The organism is Nitrososphaera sp. (genome assembly GCF_037447015.1).
Taxonomy (GTDB): Archaea; Thermoproteota; Nitrososphaeria; order Nitrososphaerales; family Nitrososphaeraceae; genus Nitrososphaera.
Genome location: NZ_JBBIHK010000001.1, coordinates 119982 through 132722, shown reverse-complemented (window position 1 = coordinate 132722; position 12741 = coordinate 119982). Strand labels below are relative to the sequence as shown.

Annotated in this window: 17 protein-coding genes; 7 read left to right on the top strand and 10 right to left on the bottom strand. The window is 59.1% G+C overall.

The window, feature by feature from the left end; translation table 11 throughout:
- Window position 1: 1 nt before the first annotated feature.
- The 7 genes from WKI84_RS00760 to WKI84_RS00730 form a co-directional block, all read right to left on the bottom strand.
- Entirely contained in the window at window positions 2-613 is a 612-nt protein-coding gene (locus WKI84_RS00760) for a LemA family protein (protein ID WP_337861600.1), read from the bottom strand.
- Window positions 614-643: 30 nt separating this feature from the next.
- Entirely contained in the window at window positions 644-1486 is an 843-nt protein-coding gene (locus tag WKI84_RS00755) for a TPM domain-containing protein (RefSeq protein ID WP_337861599.1), read from the bottom strand.
- A gap of 86 nt (window positions 1487-1572) precedes the next feature.
- Window positions 1573-2403 carry a TPM domain-containing protein gene (locus WKI84_RS00750; RefSeq protein ID WP_337861598.1) on the bottom strand — a complete coding sequence of 277 codons (831 nt, stop codon included), beginning with the start codon at window positions 2401-2403 and terminating at the stop codon, window positions 1573-1575.
- A 232-nt stretch (window positions 2404-2635) separates the two neighbouring features.
- Complete coding sequence (locus tag WKI84_RS00745) at window positions 2636-3199, bottom strand: TATA-box-binding protein (protein WP_337861597.1); 564 nt, start codon at window positions 3197-3199, stop codon at window positions 2636-2638.
- Between the two features lie 77 nt (window positions 3200-3276).
- On the bottom strand, window positions 3277-3693 hold the full coding sequence (locus tag WKI84_RS00740; RefSeq protein ID WP_337861596.1) for a secondary thiamine-phosphate synthase enzyme YjbQ: 417 nt from the start codon (window positions 3691-3693) through the stop codon (window positions 3277-3279).
- On the bottom strand, window positions 3690-4286 hold the full coding sequence (locus WKI84_RS00735) for a signal peptidase I (protein ID WP_337861595.1): 597 nt from the start codon (window positions 4284-4286) through the stop codon (window positions 3690-3692). Before WKI84_RS00735 ends, WKI84_RS00740 begins: the two co-directional genes overlap by 4 nt.
- Window positions 4287-4323: 37 nt before the next feature.
- Window positions 4324-4626, bottom strand: coding sequence for a hypothetical protein (locus WKI84_RS00730; protein ID WP_337861594.1), 303 nt, complete (start codon window positions 4624-4626; stop codon window positions 4324-4326).
- A 99-nt stretch (window positions 4627-4725) separates the two neighbouring features.
- Between WKI84_RS00730 and WKI84_RS00725 the strand changes: the two genes are divergently transcribed.
- Both WKI84_RS00725 and WKI84_RS00720 read left to right on the top strand, forming a co-directional pair.
- Window positions 4726-6285: a hypothetical protein gene (locus WKI84_RS00725; protein ID WP_337861593.1), complete on the top strand. Its 1560-nt coding sequence runs from the start codon at window positions 4726-4728 to the stop codon at window positions 6283-6285.
- Complete coding sequence (locus WKI84_RS00720) at window positions 6263-6931, top strand: fibrillarin-like rRNA/tRNA 2'-O-methyltransferase (protein ID WP_337861592.1); 669 nt, start codon at window positions 6263-6265, stop codon at window positions 6929-6931. The genes WKI84_RS00725 and WKI84_RS00720 overlap by 23 nt, the downstream gene beginning before the upstream one ends.
- Here WKI84_RS00720 and rnhB read toward each other — a convergent pair.
- Entirely contained in the window at window positions 6924-7577 is a 654-nt protein-coding gene (rnhB, locus tag WKI84_RS00715) for a ribonuclease HII (RefSeq protein ID WP_337861591.1), read from the bottom strand. The genes WKI84_RS00720 and rnhB overlap by 8 nt on opposite strands.
- Before the next feature lie 96 nt (window positions 7578-7673).
- Between rnhB and WKI84_RS00710 the strand changes: the two genes are divergently transcribed.
- Window positions 7674-8825: a tRNA (guanine(10)-N(2))-dimethyltransferase gene (locus WKI84_RS00710; protein WP_337861637.1), complete on the top strand. Its 1152-nt coding sequence runs from the start codon at window positions 7674-7676 to the stop codon at window positions 8823-8825.
- On the opposite strand, the gene WKI84_RS00705 is transcribed toward WKI84_RS00710, so the two are convergent.
- Window positions 8818-9327: a hypothetical protein gene (locus WKI84_RS00705; protein ID WP_337861590.1), complete on the bottom strand. Its 510-nt coding sequence runs from the start codon at window positions 9325-9327 to the stop codon at window positions 8818-8820. The genes WKI84_RS00710 and WKI84_RS00705 overlap by 8 nt on opposite strands.
- Before the next feature lie 91 nt (window positions 9328-9418).
- Between WKI84_RS00705 and WKI84_RS00700 the strand changes: the two genes are divergently transcribed.
- The 4 genes from WKI84_RS00700 to WKI84_RS00685 all read left to right on the top strand — a co-directional run bounded on the left by WKI84_RS00700 (window position 9419) and on the right by WKI84_RS00685 (window position 12234).
- Window positions 9419-10255 carry a ferredoxin--NADP reductase gene (locus tag WKI84_RS00700; protein ID WP_337861589.1) on the top strand — a complete coding sequence of 279 codons (837 nt, stop codon included), beginning with the start codon at window positions 9419-9421 and terminating at the stop codon, window positions 10253-10255.
- Window positions 10256-10370: 115 nt separating this feature from the next.
- Window positions 10371-10691, top strand: coding sequence for a DUF424 family protein (locus tag WKI84_RS00695; protein ID WP_337861588.1), 321 nt, complete (start codon window positions 10371-10373; stop codon window positions 10689-10691).
- Between the two features lie 11 nt (window positions 10692-10702).
- Entirely contained in the window at window positions 10703-11614 is a 912-nt protein-coding gene (locus WKI84_RS00690) for a serine protein kinase RIO (RefSeq protein ID WP_337861587.1), read from the top strand.
- Window positions 11611-12234 (top strand): KH domain-containing protein, encoded by a 624-nt coding sequence (locus WKI84_RS00685; protein WP_337861586.1) that lies wholly within the window; start codon window positions 11611-11613, stop codon window positions 12232-12234. Before WKI84_RS00690 ends, WKI84_RS00685 begins: the two co-directional genes overlap by 4 nt.
- A 21-nt stretch (window positions 12235-12255) precedes the next feature.
- Here WKI84_RS00685 and WKI84_RS00680 read toward each other — a convergent pair whose 3' ends face one another.
- Window positions 12256-12723 (bottom strand): Hsp20/alpha crystallin family protein, encoded by a 468-nt coding sequence (locus WKI84_RS00680; RefSeq protein ID WP_337861585.1) that lies wholly within the window; start codon window positions 12721-12723, stop codon window positions 12256-12258.
- Window positions 12724-12741: the final 18 nt, after the last annotated feature.

The following is a 12741-nucleotide window of genomic DNA, read 5'->3' as shown; positions in this document are numbered from 1 at the left end:
GCTAGGGCACCTGGATGTTCACCTGCGGCACGTTTGCCCTCGCCGCAGCGGTCGCCTCGTAGGGCGTGTATGGCTCCAGGTTCCACGGGCCCAGGCCCAAAAAGCCGCTCTCGTTGAACACGTTGTTCGGGAACGTCCTCAGGTGCACGTTAAAGTCGCGCACGCCGTCGTTGTAGTATGTGCGCGCGACTGCTATGCGGTTTTCGGTGCCGGCAAGCTCGTCCATGAGCCGCGTGAGCGTCCTGTCGGCCTTGAGCTCCGGATACGATTCATAAGTGACAAGGATCTTGCTGAGCGCCTCTTCAAGCTGGTTGCTCGTCTGCACGCGCTCGTTCACGGTCGGGGCGCGCTGCCAGTCAGTCCTCAGCCGCGTCACGTTTTCAAGCACGCTCTTTTCAAACTGCAGGTAGGACTGGGCGGTGTTCACAAGGTTGGGTATGAGGTCGTAGCGGCGCTGCAGCTGCACGTCGATGTCGCCGGCCAGCCTCCTGACGTTTTCGTCCTTGCTCTGCGCCGCATTAAAGCCCGAGAAATACATGCCGTACAGGATCGCCAGGATTATGACGACGACGCCCACGGCTGCCCCCACGATGATGACGGCCTTGTTTACCACGGCAGTCTTTTGCCAGACCAGCTTATTATTTTAGCGCCCGGCGCCGCCACCGCCAGAGCCGCCTCCTCCTCCACCGCCTCCAAACCCTCCACCGCCGCTACCACCACCGCGGTAGCCACCGGGGAAAAAGACGGGGCCGCCGTGCCTGCCCCCGCGCCGGTGCCTGAACTTCCACGAAACGACGGCTATGATGATGAAAAACGCAACAAACACTGCAATGCCAACATAGTCAAAGGTCTCGTCGCCCGTGTACTGTATTGGCGCCGGGACCGAAATGTCGTCAGGGGCCTTGTAGCCCATCCGCTCGCCAAGCGCTACCACCGTGCCGAGGAAGGCGTCGTCAAAGGCGCCGGTGCTGCCAGTGTCCTCGTACTGCTGCCTTGCCGGCACCAGATAGTTGTCGAGGATCTCGCCTGCCGTCCCGTCAGTTATGTCGCCCTCAAGCCCCCTCCCGACCTCTATGCGGAGCGACCCGCCGCCTGCGTCGCGCTCTAGCGACATCAGCACGAGCACGCCATTGTCCTTGCCCTTCTTGCCGATGCCCTTCAGGCCGTCCAGGGAAACTTCATTAAAGATATAGTTTGCAAGCATGTCCCTGTCCTGTATCTCGACCCCGTCCTTCTTGATGCCGTGGCCCTGGAAGCTTGGGATGGTGTATATCACTATCTCGTTTGTGGTCGCGTCGTCGAGCCTGCGCAGGTACGAGTCTATGACCCTCTCCTGCGAGTCAGAGATGACATTTGCGTTGTCGTAGATGTAGGCAGGGCGCGATCCCCTTGCAGTGGCAGTTTGCCCGAAAGCCGGCTCGGATGCTACTGCCACCCCCACCGCCGCTGCCGCTGTCGCAACAGCCGCCAAGATGAGGACAAGCATGCTGAAGGAAGAGGCAAGAGCGGCTGGGCGGCAGTACTGCCAAGACACGGAAAAACTGGCTCGTGATGAGCTAATAACCCTTGCCGTCAGCGCCCCGCGCCACCGCCGGCTGAGCTGCCACCCCCACCGCCTCCTTTCCCGCCACCTCCCTTCACGCGGAACTCCCTCCGGGGCATCGCACTGGCCACCACGTGCAGGATCCTCGACACCTTGCCATTCGTCCTGCGGTCCAGGTACAGTAGCACCAGCAATGCAGCACCGGGCACCCCGCCGAAAATCAAAATCGCTGCAATGGTCCTGTTGCTGTCCCTCTCTCTGGACTCCTTCTCGCGCTTTGCCTGGAATTCTTTCATGGGCGCCTCGTATGCGATGTTCTTTTCTCCGTCCGGGTGTTCTAGCGCAATATAGTATCCGACGGCCCTTGCCGTGTCGTACAGGCCGGTTCCAAGCACGTTCTTGTTGCCTGTTTCCTCGTATGTCTTGTAGGCCGGCACCAGGTACCTGTCCAGTATCTCGCCGGCCAGGCCGTCAGTTATCGTCCCTTCAAGCCCCCTGCCTATCTCTATCCTCATCGCGCCGCCAGAGCCGTCGCGCTCTAGCGACATCAGCACGAGCACGCCATTGTCCTTGCCGGCCTTGCCGATGCCGGTGACGCCGTCCAGAGAAACTTTGTTGAAAATGTAATTGGCCAGCATATCTCTATCCTGAATTTCTATGCCGTCTTTTTTGATGCCGTGGCCTGAAAAGCTTGGGATGGTGTAGATGACCACTTCTGCCGACGTGGCGTCGTTGAGCCTCCGCACGTATGAATCCGCCAGGATCTTGATCCCGTCGTCCATCGCCTGCGCCCTGTCGTATATGTAGCCGGGGCGCGACCCTGCTCCTCCGGTTTGTGCTGCGGCCGGCTGCGTCGTCAAGGCCGCCGCCTGCAAGGCCGGGAAAAGGAGAAAGGCGATGATTGCCGCACGCGTGCAAGATCTGGCTGTACCGGGACTGACCCTTGCAAAGCGTCCGGGAAAAGGCGGCGGAGGTGAAGGAATGGATTCCAAGGATCCAGTCCTAATCACAATAATGATGGTGATGATAATGCCCGTCAAGCGACAGACAGGCAAGCTCCCCCGGGGGAGCAAAGAGCCCGCCCGTGGATAGTCACCCCTCGTATATCATCAGGTTCTTTTCTTCGAGTAGCGCGTGCAGGTTGCCCACTGCGCGATAGACCTCGCTCTCCTTCTTGGCGCCTGTGCACACGAGCTTGCCTGAAGCAAACAGCAGGATCACCGTCTTGGGGTCAAGCATCCTGTGTATGAGGCCGGGGAACTGCTCAGGCTCGTACATGCTCCTTGGCAGCACCCTTGCCGCCAGTTCGAGGTGTATCTTGCCTCCAAGGCTTGCAGAAGCGACAATGTTCTGGATCTCTATCTGCGGCTCGTGTTCAAGCGGTATGCCGCCCTTTTTCAGCTTGACAACCACGTTCTTGACCGCCTGTATAGCCATCTTTTCGGACTTGGCGCCGGTGCAGACCATCTTGCCCGAGCTGAATATCAGGGTCGCAGTCTTGGGCGACCTGAGCCTAAAGACGAGACCCGGGAACTGGTCCGGGTGGTACTCCACATCCGGGAATATCTGGGTGATCAGGTTCAGGTTGACCGTCTGGTTCACGGTGGCCGACGCGACGACGTTTTCGATGCTGACGATGGGCTTGGTCTGCGGCATACCTGCCTTTATAAAGGGCCAGTATATATACCTGTTTGTGATTATTTCAAATTAATTGTGCTTTTTTTGCAGTACTGTTACTCGCCGATGACTTTTACAAGGACGCGCTTGGGCCTCTGGCCGTCAAACTCGCCGTAGAATATCTGCTCCCACGGCCCGAAATCAAGCCTGCCGTTTGTGACTGCGACCACCACCTCCCGGCCCATTACCTGCCTCTTTAGGTGGGCGTCGGCGTTGTCCTCGCCCGTCCTGTTGTGCAGGTACGACCCGGGCGAGTAGGGCGCAAGCCCTTCAAGCCACCTCTCAAAGTCTTTGTGGAGGCCCCCCTCGTCGTCGTTTATGAACACGCTTGCCGAGATGTGCATCGCATTCACAAGGACGAGCCCCTCCTTCACGCCGCTCTCCTCGACCACTTGGCGCACCTGCGGCGTGATGTTGATGTACGCGTGGCGCTCTGGCGTGTTGAACGTGAGATAGGCGGTCTTGGATTTCATGGCGACGGCGGCGGTGACGATGATGATGGCGGCGGCTGGCTGCCCGTCGACCCTGAAGAAGCGGACTGTTGCGTGCTGTCGGGCTTTTTCCTCCCTACTTTTGTGAAAAATAACATGACCAGAATTATCGCGATGATGATGTAATTGACGGGCGGGCTGATTATCTTGGTGACCACGCCGGCGCCGGGCATGACGTACACCACCTTGCCGATATAGTTCTCCTTGGTGATCGGGTAGTCGGTGCCGGGTATCGACGCCGGGTTTGCGTCGCCCTTTGTCCTGATTATGCGCTCCCCGTCACCGCCCCTGTCGTTTATCTCGGCCACGCGGTGGACTATGACCCTGTCCTCCCCGTCGGGCCTGTTGAAGACGATGATGTCTCCTATCTTTAGCTGCTCCCACGAGCCGCCGTCCCTGACTACGAGCACGTCGTTGACCTGGAGGGCCGGGACCATGCTCTGGCTCGACACGACGTAGAACGGGTTGTTGGTGTCAAAAGCAAGGCGCAGGCCGAGCCACACGATGGCGACGCCTGCCACCACGATGGCAATGTCGCGCACTGCGACAGGCATCCTGCTCTTCTGGGACTCCACTACATGTGCCACTGTGTGCCGTTCGTTAGATAAACCTTTACCGGCCTTCCAAGTGCTTCATTATCGCCCTGCGCAAAAGCGGCATCTTGTTCATCATTGTCGTGAGGAGCTCGGCGTTTTCGTCCCTGTCCAGCGGGCGGCCGTTCCTTGCCTGGAATGACGACGTGAAACTGCCGATCACCATCCCTACCGCGAGGCCGTATGCAAAATCCTCGATGTCGCCCTGCCCCGGCACCATTCTGCGCGCAAGCCCTACAGGCACGCTTGCGTCCCTGCCTGCCGCCTTGACGAGCGTCTCAAGCTCCTTCCTGTCGGCGCCCTGCAGACCCACAGATGCCACTGTTGGCAGGGAGCATATTCATTCGTTTTGGTCCTCTTTTTGTCCTAGGAAAAACCCTAACTTTTTTAATGGCGTAAAAGTAGCAGTTCCTGCTGAAGAATGTCAGAAGCAAGTAACGTTACTACCGATACTGCTGCTACTGCTGCTACTACCACTTCTCCTTCTTGCACCGTGGTCCTGCTGGAGCTTGGCGTGGCGGCGTTTGACCAGGCCGGGGCGCCGGTGGCGTCACAAAAGTTCGCAAGCCCGCTCAGGTCGTACCGCCTGCTCAAGAGCGGCTCTGCGGCCGACGAGACGAGGCAGTTTGTAGAGAAATTGCGCTCATTTGATAACAACATCTCTGTCAACGACCCGAGCATGGCGATCGTGCTGCGCCAGGCCGGCCTGAGCGCGCAGGTGATGCCGGAGGAAAAGCAGCAAGAGATCCAGTCGAACAAACCCGACTATATCGTCAGGGCAGGCTTTGCGGCAAGCCCGCAGGAGGCGATGCAGGCGCTGCGCGACTTTGCAATCGAGCTTTCATCGTCCCGTGTGAAAGAAGCGTCTGAAAAGCTCGACCTCCACATCGTCCAGTCGATAAACGCGCTGGACGAGCTGGACAAGATAATCAACACGGTGAGCACCCGCATGAGGGAGTGGTACGGGCTCCACTTCCCCGAACTTGACAACCTCCTGCAGAGCCAGGTGGCCCAGGCCGAGATCATCTCGAGGGCCGGCTCGCGCGACAAGATAACAAAGGAGATACTGGAGGCTGCCGGGATGCAGGAGAAAAAGGTCGAGATAATACTGGACGCGGCAAGGAGGAGCAAGGGAGGCGACATGACGCCGGAAAACCTCGCCATCGTGAAAAAGCTGGCCGACCAGGTGATCCTGCAGTCCGACCTGCGGCGCATCCTGTCTGACCACATCGAGGCGGCCATGGAGGCAGTCGCGCCAAACGTCAAAGAACTGCTGACAGCGGCGGTGGGCGCAAGGCTCATAGCCAAGGCGGGCAGCCTGGCCCGGCTTGCGACGCTGCCTGCCAGCACTATCCAGGTGCTCGGAGCGGAGAAGGCCCTATTTAGGGCGCTCAAGACCGGCGCAAGGCCGCCCAAGCACGGCATACTGTTCCAGCACCCGCTCATTCATTCGGCGCCCAAGTGGCAGAGGGGCAAGATAGCCAGGGCAGTGGCGTCCAAGGTCGCCATCGCGGCAAGGATAGACTATTACCGCCACGAGGGCAAGGACGCGGCGATAGGCGAAAAGTTGAGCATGCGCCTTGACGAGATCCGGGAGAAATACAAAGAGCCGGTGCCAGAGAAAGAGCGCGAAAGGAAATACCGCGAGCACGAGCGCCGCGAGGGCCGGGGCGCCGGTGGCGGCAAGTTCGGCGGCCGCGACAGGCGCTTTGGCGGCGGTGGGGGAAGGCGCCGGTTCGGTGGCGGCGGAGGAAGAGGAGACAGGGGCAGGGCCGGAGGCTATGGCGGCGGCAGCCGCGACAGGCGCGAAGGCGCCGGTGGCGAGCGTGACGACCGTGGCGGCCAGAGGGGCGACTCTTCTGGCGGCAGCGGCGGCAGCGGCGGCAGCGGCGGCAGCGGCGGCAGCGGCGGCAGCAGCGAACGTGGCGGAAGCGGCGGCAGAAAGGACAGAAGGCGCTTTGGCGGAAAGCGACGCTATTAGGTGGATCTCGGTCGCAGGCGAAAAGCACGTAGCGACCCTGAACCTTGTGCCGGGCGACAGCGTGTACGGCGAAAAGCTGGTCAAGCAGGACGGCGAGGAATACCGGCTGTGGGACCCTTTCCGCAGCAAGCTCGCCGGCGCCCTGAAAAAAGGGCTGAAAAACATGCCCATCAAGAACGGCAGCAAGGTTTTGTATCTGGGCGCCTCGACGGGGACGACTGTGAGCCACGTCTCTGACATTGTCGGCAACTCGGGGATCGTGTTTGCAGTAGAGCCGGCGACGAGGGTCGCCCGGGAGCTGATAGAGAACGTGGCTGCCAAGCGCAAGAACGTCGTGCCCGTCATAGAGGATGCGCGCCGGCCCCACTCGTATTTTTCGGTCTTTGGCAAGGTCGACGTCGTCTACTGCGACATTGCGCAGCCGGACCAGACCGAGATAGCGATAGCCAACTGCAGCGCCTACCTGAAGCCGGGCGGCGCCATGATCCTGCTTGTAAAGACGCAGAGCATCGACGTGACGCGCGACCCGAACGCGGTGATAGCGCAGGAGGCCAGAAAGCTGGAAAAGGCCGGCTTTACGATAGGACAGATACTGAAGTTAGAGCCGTTTGACAAGGACCACGGCCTAATCTACTGCTTCAAATGAGCGTGCGCTGTTCCATTTCTGCAAGCATCATGCGCAGCGGCTTCCACGACTTTCTTGCAAACGCCGGCGGGCACTTTTTCCTGCCGACCCATTTCCTGATAAAGAGCATGGTGCGCTCGTCGGACGGGTAGCCTGAGCCGATGTCGGAGTAGCGCTTCCTTATCTTTTGTATCTCGGCGTCGCGGGCCAGTTTTGCGATTATCGATGCCGCCGACACGACGACGTTTATCCTGTCTGCGTGGTGGAGCGAGTGTATCTTTGGGGCTGCATCCGGAAGAAGGTGGCTTGCGATGCTGTCCCTGTAGCGGTCGGGGTTGGTGTCGCAGCAGTCCACGTACACCTCATGCGCGCCTATCTTGCCTATGACGTGCGCCATCGCCTTTGCCTCCAGCCTGTTCAGCCCTTTCAGCAGGACGCTTGCATCCACCTCTGCCGGCTTGATGACCTTGACGCGGTGGCGCTCTGAAAGGCCGATTATTGCGTCGTGCAGCTTTTCGCGCGCCTGCCGGGTCAGCTGCTTGGAATCTCTGACGCCAAGCTCTTTTAACTTCGCAATGTTTGACTCGCGGACGCTGATGCCGGCGACGACGAGCGGGCCAATGATGGAGCCGCGTCCTGCCTCGTCGACCCCGCCGACAACAAGCATAAGCTGTCTATGTGAAAAAGGTGGTAGCTTTTAGAGATTGCGCCCTCCCCCCCCCATGACAATAGATATACCCCCTGCGCCCTCTGCCCTTTGACAATGGAAGGCTTTGTCGAGACTGTGGAGGGCCGGACGAAGCTTCTTGTGCCTTCTCTGTCCCTGACTGAAAGGGTGCCGCCCAAGGTGCCCGCCTTTTTCAACCCTGCGGCAAAGCTCAACCGCGACCTGTCGGTGCTTGCCTACCGGGCCTTTGCGCCTAGATTGGAAAAGGGTGAAAAGGCGCTTGCAGACGGCTTTACGGGCATCGGCGCCCGGGCCCTTCGCGCCGCAGTCGAAGTGCCCGAGCTTGAAAAGGTATACGGCAACGACGTGAACCCGACTGCGATTGCGGCCGCCAGAGAGTCTGCCAGAATAAACGGCATAGGCGACAAATGCGTTTTTTCAGTAAATGAAGTGTGCAAGTTTTTGCTGGCCGGCGACGAGCGCGGCGAGCGGTTTGGAATAGTCGACCTCGACCCGTTTGGCACGCCTGCCATGCACATAGACTGCGTGCTGCGCTCGGTGCTTGACGACGGCCTGATATCGATAACTGCGACCGACACCGCCGTCCTGCACGGCGTGTATCCGGAGGTGTGCCGCCGGCGCTACTATGGCCTGCCGCTCAACAACAGCTATGGCAACGAAGTCGCAGTGCGCCTGCTCACGTCAATGATAGCGCTCACCGCGTCGCGGCTGGAACTTGCGATAAAACCTGTCTTTTGCCATGCCGTCTCGACTTACCTGCGCGTCTATGCCGTTGTGCAGGTGAGCAGCGGCGGCGCCAACAGCGTCTATGACAGCATAGGATACGTGATGCACTGCTTCAACTGCGGCCACCGCGTTTCTGCCGCAGAATATCCTGCCGGCGAAATAAAATGCGGGCTGTGCGGCCACAGGATGAGGGTGGGCGGCCAGCTGTGGACGGGCCCGCTCCACGACCCGGGCTTTGTAAAAGAGATGCTCAAAGAAGACGCCGGCGCAGACGCCCGCTGCAGAAAAATCCTCGAGTCAGCCGCCGGCGAAATAGCCGACATACCCTACTACTTCAAGGGCGACGAGATATCGTCGAGGCTCAAGACGAACCCGCGCTCTATCGACAAAATAGTGGACAGGATGAGAGAAGCAGGCTACAGGGCGTCCAGGACCGCGCTCAACCCCGGCGCCTTCAAGACCGACGCCACGATAGAAAAAATACTTGCCGTGCTCACTTAGGGAACGCGTCTACAGCCTGCTCGGCAAGCGAGTCCATCTCTTGCTTGATCTCGGCAAGCCTTGCTGGCGCCGGATCCCTGTTCTCGGAATTGACGATTGCTTCCATCTCTTTCAGGTAGGCATCAAATTTTTCGAGGGCCTGCGCATAGAGCGAGTAGCTCTGGCGCCACTCTTCAGGAGGCTGGCCGGCCGTGAGCCTGTTCTTTAGCTGCGCCGCGTCGAGCCTGACCCTGTCGATGCCTGCCTTTAACTCGTTAGAGCTTATGTCGCCGGTCGTCCATTTCTCGTAGGCCGACTCGATCTCTGTGGTGATAAGGTCGTGCTCGTTGTACACGAACGAGATGTTGTTGGCAGGCATGTTGGCCACGTCCTGCGAGGCAAGCTCGCTGTCGGTGATGTTTGTCACGGTCTGGGTCTGCGGCTGGAGCCAGATGAGCATGCTTGTCGCCACGACGCCGGCGACAATAGCCGCTGTGATGGCTATGCCTTTTTTGCTTGCCAATTGACTAACTAACTCTTGTTTCCTAGAAAAGCGTCCAAATAAAAAGCATATCAACACATATACCGCCGACTGCCCATTTCCTGCAAAATAGATGAGCGCGCCACAGCAGCAACAACAGCCAAGCACTGGCAGGATAACCTACCGGCAGGACCTTACGCCGGACCTCGCGATAATCCGCATCAGCCCCTCCGACGGGAGCCCCGTCCCGGATTTCAAGCCCGGCCAGTTCCTGACGCTCGGCCTAAAGCTCGACGGCGAAGGGGACAAGATAACAAACCGTGCCTACTCGATCGCCTCGCCGCCGGAGCAAAAGCAGTACTTTGAGCTGTATGTGAAATGGGCCACAGAGCCGGTGCCCGGCAAATTTACAACCGCTCTGTTCAGAATGAAGGAAGGCGACCAGCTGTACTGGCGCAAGCCTGCCGGCGCCTTTACCATCGAGGAAAAAAGGCCGGACGGCACGCCCGACGACCGGGCGCTCGTGCTTGTCGCCTCCGGCACGGGCCTTGCGCCGTTTATCAGCTACGTCCTCCACCTGAAGGCTGCCGGCTCTAAAAGGAAAATAGCGCTCCTGCACGGCGCCCGCAACGCAAAAGAGCTTGGCTACCGCGACCTTTTGGAAAAGATAGCAAAAGACGGCGACATCGTCTACCTGCCGACGGTGAGCAGGCCGGGCGAGCCTGCGTCGCAGGGCTGGACGGGGCACACGGGCAGGGTCGAGTCGCTTCTGGTGCCAAACGGGGGCAAGTCCGAGCTTGAAAGGGCGCTTGGGCACAAGGTGGCGCCGGAAAACTCGATGGTCTACATCTGCGGCTACCAGGGCACCATCGACAGCGTAGTTTCGATACTGCAGCCGCTGGGGTTTGTGAGCAACCGCAACAAGCGCAGGGACGGGTCGTTTGACATCAAGATAGAGACGTACGGCTGATGATGGTAGTATATAGTCGCACACCAGCAGCCGGCAGGCGCGGGCGTGGGAGAAAAAGGAAGGGAGCAAAATGCTCATTACATGCCTCTCCCAATGAAGTGTGCATAGATACACATTGTCTTCATCTTCTTATGCTGCCCGGACAACCCAGTACCAGGGGTCGCTCATGGTCGACATATGCGACCTCGACCTGATAGGGACAAAGCTGCAGGAGGACGGGAGGCGGCTTGTCATCAACCTGACAAAAGAGTATTTCCAGCAGCAGGTCATAGGCACAGAGCAGGCCGCCGACCTGCTGAAAAACTGCGCCATCGCAAACCTGGTGGGGGACAGAATAGTCGGCCAGGCGCTCAGGATGAAGATGGCAAAGGAGCTGAGCGTTCGGCGCATCTCTGGCGTGCCGTTCCTGATGATATTCAAGTTCCAGCAAAAGTGAGAGCAAGGGACATGGAAGACGAAGAAGGAGAAGAGCAGAATCCGCCATCGCCGCAAAGTCATAGCCCCGTGGAGGAAGAAGACAAACAGGAAGAAGGCAGGCAGGAGGCCAAGGCCGACAGGCGGTACAGGCGGCACGAGCAGGAGAGCCGCTTTTTGAAAAAGCGGTCGGAGGACTACCAGGTGGTCGAAGAGGTCTTTGACATGCCCACCATGATGGTCATCATGAAGCTGATCAACGACGGCGTGTTGAAGTCAGTCCAGAGCCACTTTGCGGCAGGCAAAGAGTCCAAATTATACATCGGCGAGGCAGCGGGCACCTCGCAGCCCGTGGCAGTCAAGATCTACCTCACGGTGAGCTCGGAATTCAAAAAGAGGATGCAGTACATCGCCGGCGACCCCCGCTTTGCAGACGTGAAAAAAGACACGCGCAGCTTTATCGCGGCGTGGGCCAGAAAAGAGTTCAGGAACCTCAAGCAGGCTCATGAGGCCGGCGTGCGGGTGCCGGCGCCGATAGCGGTGGAAAAGAACGTGCTTGTCATGGAGTTTGTGGGTGACGACCAGGGCAACGTGGCGACCCCGCTTGCAAACCTGGAAGAGGTGACGGCAGACGACTATGAAGAGACGATAAAACAGGTGGAGCTGCTGTACAGAAAGGCCGGCCTCGTGCACGCCGACCTGTCAGAGTACAACGTCTTCAAGAGCCCCGCCGGCGAGGTAATGCTCTTTGACTTTGGCTCGGCAGTCGACGTGCGCCACCCCAATTCAAAACAGTTTTTAGTCCGCGACGTGCAGAACATCAACAGGTTCTTTGCAAAGCGCGGGATCGATGTCGTCGACACGTCAGCGCTCGTCGAGAGGATAATGGCAACAAAAACAGCAGCAGAAGAAAAAGAAGGGAGGGGGTCGAATAAAACCACATGAGCTTTTCACACAACATCAAGCTTCCGCGGGAGAGGATAGGCGTCCTGATAGGCAAGGGTGGCAGGGTAAAGCAGGACATCGAGAAGCGCTGCGGGGTTGCAATCGAGATAGACAGCGAGAACGGCGACGCCCTGATAAAGGGCAACAGGCCGGTCGAGCAGATGGAGATGTTCAAGGCAGTCGAGATCATCTCTGCCATCGCAAGGGGGTTCTCCCCGCAGCGTGCCATGCGCCTGCTGTCGGAAGAAGAGATGTTCCAGCAGGTGGATCTGCGCGACTTTGCGGGCAAGTCGCCGTCTGCGCTTGAGCGCATAAAGGGCAGGATAATAGGCGAGGCCGGCAAGTCGCGCCGGACGATTGAGGACCTGACGGGAGCCTTTATCTCTGTCTACGGCCACACCGTCGGCCTCATCGGCACGTACCACGAGGTCAAGCTTGCGACAGACGCCATAGAGATGCTGTCCAAGGGCAGCATGCACAAGAGCGTGTACAACATGCTGCAGGAGGCGCGCCGGCGCGAAAAGGAAGACAGGATGCGCCTGTGGGAAGACAACAACAGCAGCATCGCCGCCAGAAGCTCAGAAGAGCAACAACAAGAAGACGGCGAAGAAGAATCCTAGAAGAGAGAGAGGCCAGCTGTCCTAGACCTTTTGCATCTTGATGGTGAGCACGCCGTTTCTGTACTTGTAGTCGGATATTCCCATCTCTGTCGTCATGCCCTCAAGCTGCACGTCCCTTGTAAAGTTCTGGCCGCCCCTGATCTTTAGAACGCCGGCAAGCAGGCGGACGTTTATCTGCTCCTCCGGGCCGGGCACCTCCGCTACAAACACCATCTCGCCCTCGTTGTTCTTTATCAGGTCGTACACCCAGTCCTTCTGTTGCTCCTGCTCCCTTGGCATGCGCTTCTGGGCCTCCGGCCTGCTCATCTTGTAGAGCTCGCGCACCCAGTAGACTGCCAGGCCGGCAGCCACGGTAACCAGGATAAAGCTGGCGCCGTCCTGCGCCGTCCTTGATGCCAGCACGTACAGGCCGCCGACGAACATCATGGCTACAAGCGGGATCACAAAGCTCACCGATCTGCTAGAGTAAGCCTTTTTGTACCTGGCCATGGCCTCTTGTCGGCACCA

Bases quoted from the DNA above. Each gene is read 5' to 3' on its own strand.
- WKI84_RS00755 (WP_337861599.1), bottom strand. From the start codon at position 1,486: ATGCTTGTCCTCATCTTGGCGGCTGTTGCGACAGCGGCAGCGGCGGTG.
- WKI84_RS00745 (WP_337861597.1), bottom strand. From the start codon at position 3,199: ATGCCGCAGACCAAGCCCATCGTCAGCATCGAAAACGTCGTCGCGTCG.
- WKI84_RS00740 (WP_337861596.1), bottom strand. From the start codon at position 3,693: ATGAAATCCAAGACCGCCTATCTCACGTTCAACACGCCAGAGCGCCAC.
- WKI84_RS00725 (WP_337861593.1), top strand. From the start codon at position 4,726: ATGTCAGAAGCAAGTAACGTTACTACCGATACTGCTGCTACTGCTGCT.
- rnhB (WP_337861591.1), bottom strand. From the start codon at position 7,577: ATGCTTGTTGTCGGCGGGGTCGACGAGGCAGGACGCGGCTCCATCATT.
- WKI84_RS00710 (WP_337861637.1), top strand. From the start codon at position 7,674: ATGGAAGGCTTTGTCGAGACTGTGGAGGGCCGGACGAAGCTTCTTGTG.
- WKI84_RS00700 (WP_337861589.1), top strand. From the start codon at position 9,419: ATGAGCGCGCCACAGCAGCAACAACAGCCAAGCACTGGCAGGATAACC.
- WKI84_RS00690 (WP_337861587.1), top strand. From the start codon at position 10,703: ATGGAAGACGAAGAAGGAGAAGAGCAGAATCCGCCATCGCCGCAAAGT.
- WKI84_RS00685 (WP_337861586.1), top strand. From the start codon at position 11,611: ATGAGCTTTTCACACAACATCAAGCTTCCGCGGGAGAGGATAGGCGTC.
- WKI84_RS00680 (WP_337861585.1), bottom strand. From the start codon at position 12,723: ATGGCCAGGTACAAAAAGGCTTACTCTAGCAGATCGGTGAGCTTTGTG.